Annotated in this window: 14 protein-coding genes; 7 read left to right on the top strand and 7 right to left on the bottom strand. The window is 69.3% G+C overall.

Translation table 11 applies throughout. The annotated features are described in order from the left end of the window. Positions 1-36: 36 nt before the first annotated feature. Positions 37-1665, top strand: a complete 1629-nt coding sequence (gene serA / locus SY84_RS03050; protein ID WP_046842775.1) for a phosphoglycerate dehydrogenase — start codon at positions 37-39, stop codon at positions 1663-1665. A gap of 207 nt (positions 1666-1872) precedes the next feature. Here serA and SY84_RS03045 read toward each other — a convergent pair whose 3' ends face one another. Both SY84_RS03045 and SY84_RS15755 read right to left on the bottom strand, forming a co-directional pair. Then, positions 1873-3213, bottom strand: coding sequence for an FAD-dependent oxidoreductase (locus SY84_RS03045; protein ID WP_046842774.1), 1341 nt, complete (start codon positions 3211-3213; stop codon positions 1873-1875). Positions 3214-3360: 147 nt separating this feature from the next. Beyond that, positions 3361-4281: a CAP domain-containing protein gene (locus tag SY84_RS15755; RefSeq protein ID WP_052751024.1), complete on the bottom strand. Its 921-nt coding sequence runs from the start codon at positions 4279-4281 to the stop codon at positions 3361-3363. 124 nt (positions 4282-4405) lie between these two features. Here SY84_RS15755 and SY84_RS03035 point away from each other — a divergent pair, with 124 nt between their 5' ends. From SY84_RS03035 to SY84_RS03025, 3 genes are all read left to right on the top strand, one after another. Beyond that, positions 4406-5563 (top strand): aminotransferase class V-fold PLP-dependent enzyme, encoded by a 1158-nt coding sequence (locus SY84_RS03035; RefSeq protein WP_046842773.1) that lies wholly within the window; start codon positions 4406-4408, stop codon positions 5561-5563. 290 nt (positions 5564-5853) lie between these two features. After that, positions 5854-6372, top strand: a complete 519-nt coding sequence (locus SY84_RS03030) for a MarR family winged helix-turn-helix transcriptional regulator (protein ID WP_052751023.1) — start codon at positions 5854-5856, stop codon at positions 6370-6372. Next, a complete protein-coding gene (locus tag SY84_RS03025) occupies positions 6369-8477 on the top strand; it encodes an MDR family MFS transporter (protein ID WP_046842772.1) in 2109 nt (702 codons plus the stop codon). The genes SY84_RS03030 and SY84_RS03025 overlap by 4 nt, the downstream gene beginning before the upstream one ends. Positions 8478-8544: 67 nt before the next feature. Here the strand turns inward: SY84_RS03025 and SY84_RS03020 are convergent, their stop codons facing one another. Continuing rightward, positions 8545-8739, bottom strand: a complete 195-nt coding sequence (locus SY84_RS03020) for a hypothetical protein (RefSeq protein WP_046842771.1) — start codon at positions 8737-8739, stop codon at positions 8545-8547. A gap of 161 nt (positions 8740-8900) precedes the next feature. Between SY84_RS03020 and SY84_RS03015 the strand changes: the two genes are divergently transcribed. Together SY84_RS03015 and SY84_RS03010 are read left to right on the top strand one after the other, a co-directional pair. Next, positions 8901-10088, top strand: coding sequence for a serine-tRNA(Ala) deacylase AlaX (locus SY84_RS03015; RefSeq protein WP_046842770.1), 1188 nt, complete (start codon positions 8901-8903; stop codon positions 10086-10088). A 178-nt stretch (positions 10089-10266) separates the two neighbouring features. After that, positions 10267-11217 carry a ring-cleaving dioxygenase gene (locus SY84_RS03010; protein WP_046842769.1) on the top strand — a complete coding sequence of 317 codons (951 nt, stop codon included), beginning with the start codon at positions 10267-10269 and terminating at the stop codon, positions 11215-11217. Between the two features lie 56 nt (positions 11218-11273). Here the strand turns inward: SY84_RS03010 and SY84_RS03005 are convergent, their stop codons facing one another. From SY84_RS03005 to miaB, 4 genes are all read right to left on the bottom strand, one after another. After that, on the bottom strand, positions 11274-11831 hold the full coding sequence (locus SY84_RS03005; protein ID WP_052751022.1) for a hypothetical protein: 558 nt from the start codon (positions 11829-11831) through the stop codon (positions 11274-11276). A gap of 113 nt (positions 11832-11944) precedes the next feature. Continuing rightward, positions 11945-12535, bottom strand: a complete 591-nt coding sequence (locus SY84_RS03000; RefSeq protein ID WP_046842767.1) for a hypothetical protein — start codon at positions 12533-12535, stop codon at positions 11945-11947. 154 nt (positions 12536-12689) lie between these two features. Beyond that, positions 12690-13190, bottom strand: coding sequence for a hypothetical protein (locus SY84_RS02995; protein WP_157882874.1), 501 nt, complete (start codon positions 13188-13190; stop codon positions 12690-12692). A gap of 129 nt (positions 13191-13319) precedes the next feature. Continuing rightward, positions 13320-14699, bottom strand: a complete 1380-nt coding sequence (gene miaB, locus SY84_RS02990; protein ID WP_046842765.1) for a tRNA (N6-isopentenyl adenosine(37)-C2)-methylthiotransferase MiaB — start codon at positions 14697-14699, stop codon at positions 13320-13322. A gap of 158 nt (positions 14700-14857) precedes the next feature. Here miaB and SY84_RS02985 point away from each other — a divergent pair, with 158 nt between their 5' ends. Next, positions 14858-15808 (top strand): hypothetical protein, encoded by a 951-nt coding sequence (locus SY84_RS02985; RefSeq protein WP_052751021.1) that lies wholly within the window; start codon positions 14858-14860, stop codon positions 15806-15808. Position 15809 lies beyond the last annotated feature (1 nt).

The raw sequence follows: 15809 nt of genomic DNA, 5'->3' as shown, positions 1-15809 counted from the left end.
AGCGCCCGTCGCCCGGGGGGCGCGTACCCTCGGGACATGACCGCCACCGCCCCCACCCAGGCCGACCGGACCGCCGCTGCGCCGCTGCGCGTCCTGATCTGCGACGAGATGAACCCCGGCGACCTGAACCACGACGGCTTCCAGATCGACTACCAGGGCAACATGGACCGCGCCGAGACGCTGCGCCGCCTGCCGGAGTACGACGCGCTGATCACCCGCAGCCGCACGAAGGTGGACCGCGAACTGATCGACGCAGCCGGACCCCGCCTGAAGGTCATCGGGCGCGGTGGCGTGGGCGTGGACAACATCGACCTGGAGTACGCCAGCCTGCGCGGCCTGCTGGTGCTGAACGCCCCGGAGAGCAACAACGTCTCGGCGGCGGAACTGGCCGTTATGCACCTGATGGCCGCCGCGCGCGGCCTGACCCGCAGTGACAGCAAGACCCGCGCCGGGCAGTGGGACCGCAAGTACCTGGGCCTGGAACTCAAGGACAAGACCCTGGGCATCGTGGGGCTGGGCCGCATCGGCAGCATCGTCGCGGACCGCGCGCAGGGCCTGCGCATGCACGTCGTGGCCTTCGACCCCTACGTGCCGGACAGCAAGTTCGAGCGGCTGGGTGTCACCCGCGCCGCCACCCTGGACGAGCTGCTCGCGCAGGTGGACGCCATCACCGTCCACACCCCCCTGACGGACGAGACGCGCGGCATGATCGGCGCCGAGCAGCTCGCCCGCCTGAAGAAGGGCGCCATTGCCGTGAACGCCGCGCGTGGCGGCATCATCGACGAGCAGGCCCTCGTGGACGCCCTGCACAGCGGTCACCTGTTCGCCGCCGGGGTGGACGTGTTCGTGGACGAACCCCCCGCCCCGGAGCACATCTTCCTGGGTGCCCCGAATCTGGGCATCACCGCGCACCTGGGGGCGAACACCTTCGAGGCGCAGGAACGCGTCGGTGCGGAGATCGTCTCGCGTGTGCTGGACGCCCTGCACGGCGACGTCAGCAAGGGCGCCGTGAACGCCCCCGCCTTGGACGCCAAGACCCTCGAGGCGCTGGGCGGGTACCTGAAACTCGGTGAGAAGCTGGGCCGCGTCCTCGCGCAGCTGCTGCCCGGCGCGCACGACGTGGAGGTCACTTTCCGCGGCGAGTTCCCCGCCGACCCCGCCCCGGTCGTCACGAGCGTCCTCGTCGGCTACCTGTCGGGCATCACCGACGAGACGCCCAACATGATCAACGCCCGCGCCCTGGCCAGGGAACGCGGCGTGAACATCGCCATCCGCGAGGAACAGGACAGCCCCGACTACCAGACCGAGGTCATCGTGAAGGTCACGGGCGGCGCCAAGGGCGAGAAGGAACGCACCCGCACCGTCGGCGGCACCGTCTTCGGCCGCAACCCCCGCCTCACCCGCCTGCGGGACTTCCGCGTTGAACTCGAACCCGAAGGCTTCATCCTGATCGCCAGCAACCAGGATAAACCCGGTGCGGTCGCCAAGCTCAGCACCCTGCTCGGCAGCTGGGGCGTGAACATCGCCGGGATGGCCCTGGGCCGCGCCGAGAAGGGCGGACAGGCGCTGTTCACCCTCACCCTCGACGACGCCCTGACCGCCGAACAGCTCGATCAGGTCCGCGCGCTGGACGTCATCGACAGCGCGTACCTCGTCCGGGCGTAAACCGTACAGATCTCGCGGCCCGCTTCCCGGTGGAGGCGGGCCGCGCTGTGATCATACGGACTCCGGTTGAAAGGTTTGCAAAAACCGTCAACCCGAGCGGAGTCGGAGAGCTGCGCAGCAGAGCGAGCAGGAGCGGAACGGGTTCCGGGCGTGGAGTGGGCAACCCGATGATGTTCCGGGTTGTCAACGAAACAGACGGAATCCGTATCACACCAGCTTGTGCAGCCGGTCCGCGGCGACCAGGAGCACGTCCCACACGCCGCTGAACGGTGGGGCGTACGCGAGGTCCGCGTCGAAAAGGTCCTGCGCGGTGGCCCGCTGGCCCAGCAGGGCCGCGACGACGTCCACCCGCTTGACGCTGAGGTGGTTCTCGCCGATCAGCTGCGCGCCCAGTAGGCGGCCGGATCCCTTCTCGGCGGTCAGGCGGACGTGGATGGGGCGGCTGGTGCGGTGGTACCCGGCGTGGTCGGTGCTGCTGACGTCCACGCTGACCGCGTTCAGGCCCAGCGCGTCGGCCTCGGCCTGCGTGAGGCCGGTGCGGGCCACGCCCAGGTCGAACGCCTTGAAGATGCCGGTGCCGACCACGCCGGGGAAGCGCGCGTCGCCGCCGGCCATGTTCACCCCGGCGATGCGGCCCATGCGGTTGGCCGTCAGGCCCAGCGGGATGTGCACGCGGCGGCGCGTGACGCGGTGCACGCTCTCGGTGTTGTCCCCCGCGCTGAACACACCGGGCATGCTGGTCTCCTGCCGGGCGTTCACGGCCACCGCGCCGGTACGGCCCAGCCGCGCGCCCGCTGCCTTCGCCAGTCCCACGTTCGGTTTCACGCCGACCGCCACGACGACCAGATCGGCCCGCACCAGCCCATGGTCGGTCTGCACGCCGCTCACCCGTTCCTTTCCGGTGAGGCCCTGCACGGTCACGCCGCAGCGGACATCCACGCCGTGGCGTTCCAGTTCGGCGCGCACGCGGCGCTGGTAGTCGGGATCCAGCATGCGCCCGGCGACCTCCGCGCCCTTCTCCAGCAGCACGACGCTCAGGCCGCGCGCGCGCAGCGCCTCGGCCAGTTCCAGTCCGATGTACCCGCCGCCCACGATGCAGGCCCGTTTCGCGCCCCGCACGCTGGCGTCCAGCGCCTCGCCGTCCGGAATGTCGCGCAGGACGTGCACGCCGCCCAGGGGCGTGACCGCCCAGTCGGGCCGGACAGGGGAGACCCCGGTGGCGATCAGCAGCCGGTCGTACGGTTCCGTGCAGGACTGCCCAGTGGTGCGGTCGGTCACGGTGATCGTCGCCGCTTGCGCGTCCACGCCCGTCACGTCGTGGCGCAGGCGCACGCCGATGCCACGCCCGCGCATCTGTTCGGGCGTGCGTGCGATCAGCCGGTCGAACTCCTCGACCTCCCCGCCGATCACATACGGCAGGCCGCACGCGCCGTAACTGATCTGTTCTCCCCGCTCGAACACCACGATCTGCGCGTCCGGGTTGAAGCGCCGGGCGCGGCTCGCGGCGCTCATCCCGGCGGCCACGCCGCCCACGATCACGATTCGCATGCCCGCAGCCTAGCCGCTGTCCGCCCGCCAGCCGTATCGGTGGCCTTCATGCGGGCCAGTGGGTTGGCGGCAGGGCAGTGCAGGCTGGGGATAGGGGCGCACCCGCCTGCACCCCCTCCTGCCATCAGCCATCAGTCGTCTGCCGTCTTACCGTCCGAAGCTCTGCACCCAGTACGTGGCAAACACCGTGTCGGGCGTGCCGTTGCCCATCGCCGCGCCGAACTCGCGCCAGTCCGGATTCATGAGGGTCCGGCAGTGGCCGGGGCTGTCCAGCAGGCTCTGGAGGGCGTCCTCGGGCGTGACCGAGTCGTACGCGGCGTTTTCGCCCACCTCGCCACTGGGGTACCCGGCGGCCCGCGCGCGGCTCTCGGGGGTGCTGCCGGTCTCGGGGTTGACGTGCCCGCGGAAGTTCAGGCGGATCATGTCGCTGACGTGCCCCTGCGCGGACACGCTCAGCTGGTCGTTCCAGGTCAGCGGTGCGGCGCTGTGGAACAGTTGGTCGCCGCAGCGTTGCCCCTGGCGTCGGGCCTCGTTGGTCAGGTCCAGGAAGCGCAGCAGCCACGCGCGGGCGTCGTCCGCGACGATCTGGGCGGGCTGCATGGCGACCAGCGCGGCGCGGCCGTCCTGCACGGCGACGCCGTAGCGGCTGAAGCCGACGCGCATGGCGCACTGGTTGGCCAGCGCCTTCAGGACGGCGGGCGCGCGGCCCAGTTTCGGCAGGACGAACTGGTTGGCGCGCAGGGGGCGCAGCCGCGCGGCGAGCAGTTCGCTTTTCAGCGCGAATCCGCGCGCGACGCGGGCCGCGACGGCGTCCAGGGTGGGGTCGCGGTGCGCCGCCTGCCCGCAGGCACGGAAGTCCGCCTGCACGAGCAGGTCGAAGAGGTCGGCGCTGTCCACCATGGCGTTCGCGTCGACGGCCTGCCCGCCGGGCAGCGTCAGGGGGGCGGGCTGGGTGGTGGGGGTGCCGAAGGGCACGGTGGGGGCGTTGGAGTCACGGAGGGCGCTGCCCGACTGGGCATGGGCGGCGCAGACGGCGGCGGTCAGGAGGAGGAGGACGGCTCGCTTCATTCCCCTCATTTCATCAGGGAATTCCCACAGTGTCCTCACAGTCTGATCAGTCAAGGTGGTGTTTCTCACGCAGTGCTGCACAGGGGCGCCGCGCCGCCACGGCCGCCCGCCTAAGATGCAGCACATGAGCGACGCTGCCCGTCCGGACTTCACGCCCCTGAACCGCGAACGCCTGATCGCGCCCGGCCCGGTCGAGGTCGCGCCGAACGTCCTGGCGGAACTGGCCCAGCCGCAGATGCATCACCGCGCGCAGGCCGGAATCGCCAAGCTGATGGAAGCCCGCGAGAAGCTCACGCGGCTGTTGGGCGACCCGTACGACGCGGTCATCACCACGAGCAGCGGGACCGGTGCGTTCGAGGGTGCACTGGTCAGCACCACGCCCGGCGGCGCGAAGGTCGTGAACGCCCAGGCCGGGAAGTTCAGCGAACGCTGGGGCGAGATGGCCCGCCGCTTCGGGTACGACACCAGTCTCGTGTCCAAACCCTGGGGTGAGGTCCTCGATCCGCAGGAGGTCGCCGACGCCGCCCGGGACGCGCACACGCTGCTCATCACGCACAGCGAGACGAGCACCGGCGCCCTGCATGACCTGGAAGCGATCGCCCGCGCCGCAAAGGCGCAGAACCCGGACCTGATCATCATCGCCGACGGCATCACCTCGTACGGCGTGGCGGAACTGCGCCCCGCCGCGTGGGGCGTGGACGTCATCGTGTCCGGCAGCCAGAAGGGGACCGCCACGCCCCCAGGACTGGGCTTCGTGCTGTTCAGCCCCGAGGTGCAGGCCCGCATGATCCAGAACCCGGAACGCGGCTTCTACCTCGACATGACCCGCGAACTGGCCGGGCAGAAGGCCGGGAACACCCCCCAGACCCCCGCCATCAACCTGATCTACGCCCTGAGCACGGCGCTCGACCGCCTGTTGAGCGTGCCGCTGGAAGTCCTGTGGGCCGAGCAGCGCCGCAAGACGGACGCACTGATCGCCGCCGGGACCGCGCTGGGTGCGCCCGCCTGGGCGCCACGCACCAGCCCCGCCGTGGCGGTTCTCACGCCGCCCGCCGGGATCACGGGCCGTCAGGTGGCGGCGCAGCTCGCCGCGATGGGCCAGCGCGCCCTGCCAGGTCAGGCCCCGCACGAGGACACGGTGTTCCGCGTGAGCACCATGGGCTACGCCGACCGCTACGACGCGCTGGCCATCGCGGGGATTCTGGAGGACGCCTTCAGCGCGCTCGGTGTGAACGTCGAGCGGGGCGCGGCCGTGCAGGCGGCCTGGAACGCCCTGAAATAAAACGAACTTCCGGTTGAATGGTTTGCCAAAACCGTTCAACCCGGGTGGGGCGAGCAGGAACAGGACGGATTCCGGGCATGCAGTCGGCAGATCGGTGGTATGCCGATCTGCCATCGCAACAGACGGAATCCGTACAAAATGCGGGAGGTTTGACTGGAGGCGGTCCTCGTCGGGGCCGCCTCTGCCTCTTGAGGGGAGTGACCTGGGCGGAGTAGGCCATCTGGATGACCCTTCGAAAGATGTGGCCTGCCGCACTTTCTTGATAGTGAGACTGTTTCACACTTCGAACCATGTTGCCTCCGGAACAACCACCCCCTGAGCCCGATCCCTCGAACCTCAGCCCCGAACACGTGCAGGCCGCCGAAGCCTTCGGCAGGACCATGAAACGCCTGCACCGCCTGATCAGCAGCCGCGTCATGCGGGGCATGCAGGACGAGCTCCTCGAATGGGACCTGAGCTTCTCGCAGATCACCGCCATGCACCAGCTGCGCGCCCGCGCGCCCATGACCGTCACGCAGCTCAGCGAACTGACCCGCCTGAGCGTCCCGGCCGCCAGCCACCTCGTCGAGCGGCTCGTCAAGCGTGGCCTGGCGCAGCGCACCGAGAACCCCGAGAACCGCCGCGAGAAACTCGTGGACCTCACCGACGCCGGACGCGACATCGTGGGCCGCATGGACAGCGAGTTCGTCCGCGCGTACGTCACCGCCTTCCAGGGCCTGCACTTGGACACCGTGCAGGCCGCCACCCACCACCTCCAGCGCGTGCTGGACGAACTCGAACCCATCTACTCCTGCCAGGAGCACCCATGAGCGCACACACCGCCGAACCCGAAGGGCGTATCGACTACGCCAAGACCCTCGACATGCCCACCAAACGCCTGATCCTCTTCGGCGTGCTGCTGGGTCTGTTCCTCAGCGCGCTGGACCAGACCATCGTCTCCACCGCCCTGCCGCGCATCACGCAGGAACTGGACGGCCTGAGCCTGTACTCCTGGGTCACCACCGCGTACCTGCTGACGAACACCGCACTGGTGCCCATCTACGGGAAACTGTCCGACCTGTACGGCCGCAAACCTATCCTGATGATCGGCATCGTGATTTTCCTGATCGGCAGCGCCCTGTGCGGCCTCGCGGGTGAACCCTTCCTGGGCAACCTGTTCGGCGGCGGCATGATGCAGCTCGTGGTGTTCCGCGGCCTGCAGGGCGTCGGCGCCGCCGCGCTCGGCTCGGTGGCGTTCGCGATCATCGCCGACCTGTTCGAACCCGTCGACCGTCCCCGCTACCAGGGCCTGTTCGGCGCCGTGTTCGGCCTGAGCAGCGTCATCGGCCCGCTGCTGGGCGGCTTCCTGACCGACCAGGTGTCGTGGCGCTGGGTGTTCTACGTGAACCTGCCCATCGGCCTGATCGCCCTGGCGTTCATCGCCAGCAAGATGCCCCGCCTCGCCAGCGGCCTGAAAGCCCGCGTGGACTGGCTGGGCGCGTTCCTGATCCTGGTGTTCGCCGTGCCGCTCCTGCTGGCCCTCACCTGGGGCGCCGACGGCAACTACGCCTGGGGCAGCCCGGAGATTCTGGGCCTGTTCGGCCTGAGCGCCGTGAGCCTGATCGCGTTCCTGTTCGTCGAGAGCCGCCACGAGAGCCCCATCCTGCCCCTCACGCTGTTCAGGAACCCCACCTTCGCCTGGGGCGCCCTGGCGCGCTTCATGATCGGCGCCGGATTCCTGGGCGCGATCCTGTTCCTCAGCCTGTACCTCGTGCAGGTGCAGGGGGTCAGCGCCACCGCCGCCGGGACCGCCACCATCCCCCTGACGGTCGGTCTGATCATCGGCGCGATCGGCAGCGGCCAGATCGCCAGCCGCATGGGCCGCTACAAGCCCCTGATGCTGATCGGCCTGATCACTGCCGGGCTGGGCTTCTTCGCGCTGAGCACCCTGAACGCCGACAGCAGCTACACCAGCGTCGTGATCCGCATGGTCCTGCTGGGCCTGGGCCTCGGCCCCGCCCTGCCGCTGTACACCACCGCGCTGCAACTGGCCGTCAAACCCTGGGAGATCGGCGTGGCGACCAGCGCCGGGCAGTTCTTCCAGCAGATGGGCAGCACCATCGGCACCGCCATCTTCGGCGCGATCCTCACCGCCGGGGTGAGCAGCAACCTCGCCACGCAGTTCGCCGCGCAGGCCGCCAGCAACCAGGGCACCGTCGCCACCACCCTCCAGAAGATCAGCGACGACATCAGGAGCGGCAACGCGCCCACCGGTGACCGCAACGCCACCCCCGAGAACCCCGAGGACGTCAAGGTGCGCTTCGCCACGCTGCGCGAGAACATCACGAAAGCCATCCAGACCGGCGACCAGCAGGCCCTGACGGCCGTGAAGAACGACCCGTTCATCAAGTCCCTGCCCGAAGACGCCCGTAAGCAGCTGACCGGCATCCCCGCAGGTGGCGTGCCCGCCCAGGTCAAGGCCAGCTTCGCGCAGACCTACGCCACGGTCGAGCAGGCCGTGAACAGCGGCGACGCCGCGCAGGTGCAGGCCCTCGCCGCCAACCCCCAGCTGCCGCAGGCGCTGCGCGACAACCTCGCGAAGATTCCCGCGCCCGCCCTGGCCAGCCCGCAGGCCCGCGCGCAGATTCTCGCGGGGATCAAGCAGGGCCTCGACCAGGGTGAAGCCCAGGCCGAGCAGCAGGCCACCGAGCAGGCCCTGAGCGGCGCCCTGAGTGGCGTGAATGACGGCGAGAAGATCACGCTCGCCAGCGCCCGCGCCGCCAAGGTCGCGTTCGCGGACACCATCAGCTCCATCTACCGTTACTCGATCATCGTCGCCGCGCTGGCCTTCCTGGCCACGCTGATGATGCCGAACCTGGAAATTCCACGCCGCGCCAAGGGCGAACGCGCCCAGCCCGCCCACGTGGAAATCTGACCATTCCTCACATGCAATCGCCCCGGCCGGAGTGGTCGGGGCGATTGACGTTGGGGGCCAGGGGGGATCAGCGGACGGGCGGATCACCGGCGGGGGGGTCGCGGCGCTTGGTGCTCGTCACGCCCGCCAGAATGCCGATGCCCAGCAGCACGACCGCGCCGATCAGGGTGTAGGACTGCGGCCACGCGAAGGCGTTCCCGGCGATGAACAGGGCCACGATCAGCACGATGATCCCGATCATGTAGATTCCGAAGTTCGACATACGTTCCTCCTGAATGAGGGGCGAACACCGCTCCCGCTTGAATGACCCCAGTGTAGGAAAGTGCGTCTGATGCTGCCGCAATGAAATGTTCAGCCGCTCTTGACGGTGAATTTACGTGGCCTTGAGGTGACCGTGAGGTCGGCGGCGCTACCCTGGGCGGCATGACCCGCCCCCTGTACCACGACAGCACCCTGATGACCTTCACCGGCACCGTCACGCACGCGCAAGGGCAGGCGGTCGCGCTGGACGCCACCGCCCTGTACCCGGACGCGGGCGGGCAGGCGGCCGATACGGGCACGCTGCGCTGGCCTGAAGGCGAGGCCCGCGTGACCGGCAGCCGCCGCGACAAGGCCACCGGGCTGATCTGGCACGCGCTGGACGGCATGCTCCCCCCGGTCGGGCAGACGGTGCAGGGCAACGTGGACCGGGACCGCCGCTGGCGGCACATGCAGCGCCACAGCGCCGAGCACCTGCTCGCCCAGGCGTTCGTGCAGGTGAACCCGGTGTTCGAGGTGGTGGCGGTGAACATGAACGCCCCCGAGTGCACCATCGACCTGAGTGGCGAGCCCGCCGAGTCGCACGTACGGGCCGCCGAGACGCTGCTGCGCGAGACGCTGGGCCGCGACGAGCTGACCCTGGACACTCCGGTCGTGCCCGAGGCCGAGCTGCCCCGCTACCCGCTGCGGCGCGAGTCGAAGGTGCGCGGTGACACGCGGCTGGTCATCTACCGCCGCGCGGACGGCACGCCGTTCGACGTGAGCGCCTGCGGCGGTACGCACGTCCCGCGTGCCAGCATGGCCGCCCCGGTCGTGATCCTGCGCACGGAGCGCGTGAGGGGCGGCGTGACCCGCGTGACCTTCATGGCGGGCGAGGAGGCCAGCGCGTACCTGGGCGGCGTGTACGCGGACGCCCGGCGCCTCGCGCAGGGGTTCAGCGTGCCGGTCGAGCGCCTGACGGAACGCGTCGAGGCGCTGACCGCCGAGCGCGCCGCGCTGGCCGCGCAGGTGGACGCCCTGCACGCCACGCACGCCCGCGCACTCCGGGACGCCGCGCCCACCGAGACGCTCGGGGACGTGACCCTGCGTGTCGTGACGTTGCCTGATCCGGCGGGCCTTCAGGCGACCCTGACGGACCTCCCGGCGGGTGCGGTGGTCGCGGCGGTGACGGGCGAGGGCCGCGTCGGCATCGGCAGCGCGCACCCGGCCGTGAACGCCGGGGGGGTGCTGCGCGCCGCGCTGACCGCCAGCGGCGGGAAGGGTGGGGGCCGCCCGGATCTCGCGCAGGGCAGTACGCCGCGCCCGGACCTGTTCGCGCAGGCTGTCCGGGACGCCCTGACCACTCCGGTCTGACCGCAGTGTCCCATTCCGTCGTGGGGCCGACGGTGCGCTCTTCCAGTCCACTTCCGACCGCCGTTGATCGCAGGTGCTCGCTGTTGCGGTTGCGCCGGCCTGCCTGCTCCCCGGATGCGGCAGGGGTGGCTGTCGGCTCGTCACAATCGCTTAACATCAAACGAATTAGAGTGTGGGCATGACCACCACGCCCCTCACCCCGCACGGCCTGCACCACGTCACCGCCGTCACCGCCGACGCCCGCGCCAACCTCCAGTACTACACCCAGACCCTCGGCCTGCGCCTCGTGAAAAAAACCGTCAACCAGGACGACGTCACCGCCTACCACCTCTTCTACGCCGACCGCGACGGCACCCCCGGCAGCGACCTCACCTTCTTCCAGTGGGACGTCCCCCGCGAACAACCCGGCAACCACAGCGTCAGCCGCACCAGCCTGCGCGTCCCCACCGGCACCCTCGACTGGTGGCAGGCACACCTGACCGCCAGCGGCACCCCCGTCACGCCCGTCACCCGCCACGGCCGCCCCCACCTGGACTTCAGCGACCCCGAAGGCCAGCGCCTCAGCCTCGTCGAGGGCGGCCCAGACGGCACCCCCTGGGACGCCAGCCCCATCCCCGTAGACAAACAGATCCTCGGCCTGGGCCCCAGCGAACTGACCCTCCCGAACCTGTTCCCCACCACCCGCGTCCTCGAACGCGCCTACCACCTCACCCCCGCAGGCACCTACCCCGACCCCGAACAACCAGGGCGCACCATCCACGTGTACGCCATGCAAGGCGGCGGGCCGCACGCCGAACTGCACCTGCGCATCGACCCCACCCTGCCCCCGGCCCGGCCCGGCGCGGGCGGCGTGCACCACATCGCCCTGCGCGTCCACGACGATCAGTACCACAACTGGAACACCCACCTGAGCAGCCTGGGCCTGCGCACCAGCGGCGAGGTCGACCGCCACTGGTTCCAGAGCATCTACTACCGCGAACCGCAGGGCATCCTGATCGAACTCGCCACCGACGGCCCCGGCTTCGCCGTCGACGAACACCCCGACCACCTGGGCGAAACCCTGATCCTCGCGCCGTTCCTCGAACCGCACCGCGCGCAGATCGAGGCGGGCCTCACCCCCCTGACCTGAACCCCCACAGCAACGCGCCGCCCCAGGCAACCGGGGCGGCGCGCATCACGTGACGCTTACTGGCAGTCCACGACCGGGAACGCCTGCGCCGACTCCAGCACGTTGCTGTACCGCCCCGCCTCGTCCACACCCTGCACTTTCACGAACGTGTTGCCCTTCACGTCCAGAATCACCGGGTTCACCACGATCGCCTGCGCGCCCAGCTGACCGGGCAGACCCAGGGGCGCCGTGCCCGGACCGAACGTCGCGCTCAGCAGACCCGACCCGCTGTAATCCGCCGCACCATACGAGTAGAAGCTGAAGTTCTTCGTGCCACCCGTCTTCAGACCCTCGAACTGCGCGTAGACCTCCTTCAGGCCACCCGTCCAATCCAGATCCACGTACATCGTCGTGCTCTTGTTGTCGCAGATGATGTACGACCCGGCCGCAATGAACGTCCCGTCCTGATCACGGTAATCCGCAGCCGTGCGGTACTGCGTGCTGTACGTGAACTCCTTCAGTCGCAGCGACGGCGAGGGCTGCGTACCCGGCGTGAAATCCGGCACGCTGACCGTCACGGAACAACCGGCAAGGGCAGAGGCAAGGGCAGCGGCAGCCAGAGCGATCTTCTTCATGCCTCTCACTCTGCCCGCCGAACCTGACGCCCTCGTGATGGGTAGCTGACCTGACATGAGAAAACAGCCAAAGCCCCCACCGAAAAGGCAGGGGCCATGTGGGGGGCAGGCGATTACTTGGTGAGGGGCTGGGCAGTGCCAGCCAGGGTGCAGTTGCGGTACACGTTCACCTTGCTGAGGTTGACGCTGCTGATCATGAAGGAGGAGCCTGTGCTGGTGTACACCTTCAGATCGGCGTAGAACGACCCGGCGAGGTTCGACGCGGTGACGGCTCGGGGTGTGCGGACAGGGTCGTTCGGTTCAACGATGATACTGGCGGGCAGGAAATCGTTCGTAGCAGACTTGAAGTCAAACACAGCCTGATAGTTCCCAGAGCTGTCTTTGCTCAGGTCGCCGACGGTGAACGTTTGCGTCTCGTCGTAATCGCTGTTCGTCGTGCCCTTCAGCGTCACGTCCACCTGCGTGACGCTACCCCCCGTTGCGAACTTCACCACGACCTGCGTACTTGTCGCTCGGCTCGGATCAGTCGGGTTCGAGACGGCGTCACAGCCCACGTACTGCGCCGGGCTGCTGCCCTGTAGGGTGTACTCCGTGGTGATGTCCACCACGCGCGCGTTCCCGCTTCCGTCCGGAGCGCTGCCGTACGACCCGCAACTTGCCAGAATGCCCGTCAGTCCCGCCGCGGCCAGCATCAGTTTCTTCATGCCTCTCACTGTGTGCCGCCCCCACGCGGTGAACATGACGGCGCGCTTGAACGTCCCTGCACAAATGAAGGAACAGCCCGCCCGTGTCCTCATGCGGGTCATGAACGGCAGGACCCCCGCGCGCGGCGGGGGCCGGTGCGGGGGCGCGGGGGGGTTATTTCGTGCAGCTGGCGTACACGGGCAGCGCGACCGTGCTGGCCAGTTTCACGCTGCTGCGGCTGCGGTTGATGACGATGTCGGCCTTCAGCGTGGCGACGGGGGTGCCGCTGACGGTGACGGCGGCGGGGCTGGTGACGGCGGTGTTCACGGTGAGGCTCTCGTTCGCGCGGCGGGTGACGGGCAGTTTGTACTCGCCGTCCTTGTCGCCTTTCAGGAGGGTGCTGCCGGACACGTCGGTGGTGCCGACGGTCTTCCCGGCGGCGTCGGTGAGGTTCACCTTGACGTTCTGGAGGGTCCCGGCGGCTGCGAGGGCGATGGTGATCTGCGTGCCGGTGTCGGCGCCGTTCACGCTGTTGCACAGGACGGGCGCGCCGGCGCTGGTGTGGCTGGTGGTGACGCTCAGGATTTTCTCGCTGCCGTCACTGCCGCCCAGCGCGGTGCCGCAGGAGGCGAGGATGAGGGGGGTGGCGAGCGCGGCGAGGATCACTTTGTTCATGCGGTTCACTTTCGCGCCTGAACTGCTCCTTAACATGATGGTTCCCTGAGAAGCGTCTGGTGGGCGCGCCCTGAACCATGAGCGCCGCCCCCGGCACAGGCGGAAGCGGCGCGGTCCAGTGGGGGTCGGTCAGGCCATCGCCAGGGGCGACGTCAGCGCGGCGGCCTCCGGGTTCAGCTTCGGCAGCTCCGGCAGGGCGTTCCCGGCCGAATCCACGAGTGTCGCGTACATCATGTGCGGCGTGGCGTGCTCGATCCGCGCCAGGTGCACGCCGGGGCCGGTCACGCCGACCGCCTTGGGCACCACCGTCGGGTGGTTGCCGCGCGTGTGGCCCTCCAGGAAGCCCGAGTCGTGCGCCTCGCCGCGCAGCAGCAACTCCTGGATGGTGCCGACCTTCGCGGCGTTCTTCCGGGCACTCCACTCCTTCTGCCGCGCGATCAGGCGCTCCAGCCGCTCGGTCTTCACCTCGCGCGGCAGGTCGTCGAAGTGCTTATAGCTGGGCGTGCCGGGGCGGGGCGAGTACGCGAACATGTACGCGCTGTCGAAGCCGACCTCGTCGTACAGGCTCAGGGTGTCCTGGAAGTCCTCCTCGGTCTCGCCGGGGAATCCCACGATGATGTCCGTCGCCAGGACCGCGTGCGGCAGGTGCTTGCGGATGTCCGCCACGTGCCGCAGGTAATCCTCCCGCGTGTACTCGCGCGCCATGCGCCGCAGCACGCGGCTGCTGCCACTCTGCACTGGCAGGTGCACGTACTCGCAGATGGCGGGCGTGTCGGCCATGGCCGCCGCGACGTCCTCCGTGAAGTTCATCGGGTGACTCGTCGTGAACTTCACGCGCCGCACCCCACTGCGCCCCACCAGCCGCAACAGATTCGCGAAACTCGGGTACCCGCCCACGCGCGCCCCCTGATCCACGCCGTACGCGTTCACGTTCTGCCCCAGTAGCGTCACCTCCTGCACCCCCGCCACCAGCAGCGAATCCAGTTCCCGCAGGATGTCGTCCGGATGACGGCTCACCTGCGGCCCGCGCGTCGTCGGCACGATGCAGTACGTGCAGTGATGATCACACCCCCGCATGATCGTCAGGTGCGCCTGCAACTGCCCCGCCGGCGCAGGCGGCACGTGATCGTGCAGCTCATCCCGGAACGCCAGACCCCAGAAGCGCTCGTTGCTCTCCAGCGCCTTCCCGATATCCAGCAGGCTGCCCGGCCCCAGCAGGATGTCCACGCCGAACTTCCGCGCCATCTGCTGCCCTTCCTCCAGCTGCGCCAGGCAGCCCATCATGCCGATCACCAGGGGGCGGCGGGCCCTGATCTTGCGCAGGTCGCCCAGCAGACTGCGGACCTTCTCGACGGGTTTCCCGCGGATGGCGCAGGTGTTCAGCAGCACGAAATCGGCCACGTCCACGCTGTCCACGATGTCCGCCCCGAAACTCACGAGTTGCGACTGCACCAGATGCGTGTCGTACTCGTTCATCTGACACCCGTAGGTGACGATCATTGCCTTCATGTATGACTCTCCTCTCAGCCTGACGGATGGATTCCGGGGCCTTTCCACGCCTCCACGGAGGCAGGAGCAGCGACAGGGATTCTAACGGGTCGCGGGGCAGCGGTTGGAGGCGGCAGGTGCGGTCCCGCAGTGGCGCGGCGCGGGGCACACTGGAAGGCGTGACCAGCCTGAACGCCGCCCCTGCTGAACCCGCCCTGACGGCCAGTCCGTTCTGGCGGCGGCTGGCCTTCACCTTCCCGGCGTCGTACGCGTTCCTGTCGCTGGGTGTCGGCACGCAACCGATCCTGCATCTGGAAGGATTGCCCGCCGTGCGGCAGCTCGCGGACGTGGTCAGCCGGGCGGTCTTTCAGGTGCCGGTACCGCCCATTCCCGAACCGACGGGCAGTGGGGATACGGCGTTCGACTGGGCGTGGACGCTGTGCCTGCTGCTGCTGGCGGTGGCCGCCGGGCTGGTCTGGGCGGCGCGGCAGCGGACGGCACCCACGGCGGGGCAGCGGGCGGCGCTGCGGACGTTCCTGCGGCTGGTGCTGATCTGGTGGCTGACCATGTATGGCCTGAGCAAGTTCGCGTTCTCGCAGTTCGGGCTGCTGAACAGCTGGCAGCTGGCGGGCACGTACGGCGAGTCCAGCCCGATGGGACTGCTGTGGCGGTTCATGGCGGCCAGTCCCGGGTATCAGCTCGTGGCGGGCGTGGCCGAGGTGCTGCCCGCGCTGCTGCTCATGCACCGCCGCACCCTGACGGCAGGGGCGCTGGTCGCGGCGGTCACGATGACGAACGTGTTCGCGCTGAACCTCTTCTACGACGTGCCGGTGAAACTGTTCAGCGGTCACCTGCTGCTGGCGGCGCTGCTGCTCCTGGCGATGGACGCGCGGCGACTGCGGGCCGCGTTCACCGGGGGCGCGGTGGCGGCGGCTCCGTGGGCGCCGCGTCCGGTGTGGCGGCGCGTGCTGCCGTGGTTCCTCACGGCGCTGGTCACAGTGCAGGTGGGGCTCAGCCTCCGCACGGGCCTCCAGACGCTGCGGGAGGACCGGGTGTTCACGCAGTCCAGTCCGGCTCCGCTCAAGACCCGGGGGTTCACCCTCATTCAGGAAAAGCCGTTCAACCAGTAGG

Source organism: Deinococcus soli (ex Cha et al. 2016) (assembly GCF_001007995.1).
In the GTDB taxonomy this organism is placed as follows: Bacteria; Deinococcota; Deinococci; order Deinococcales; family Deinococcaceae; genus Deinococcus; species Deinococcus soli.
Note: the sequence above shows the minus strand (reverse complement) of the source record. Positions and strands in the feature narration are given on the sequence as shown.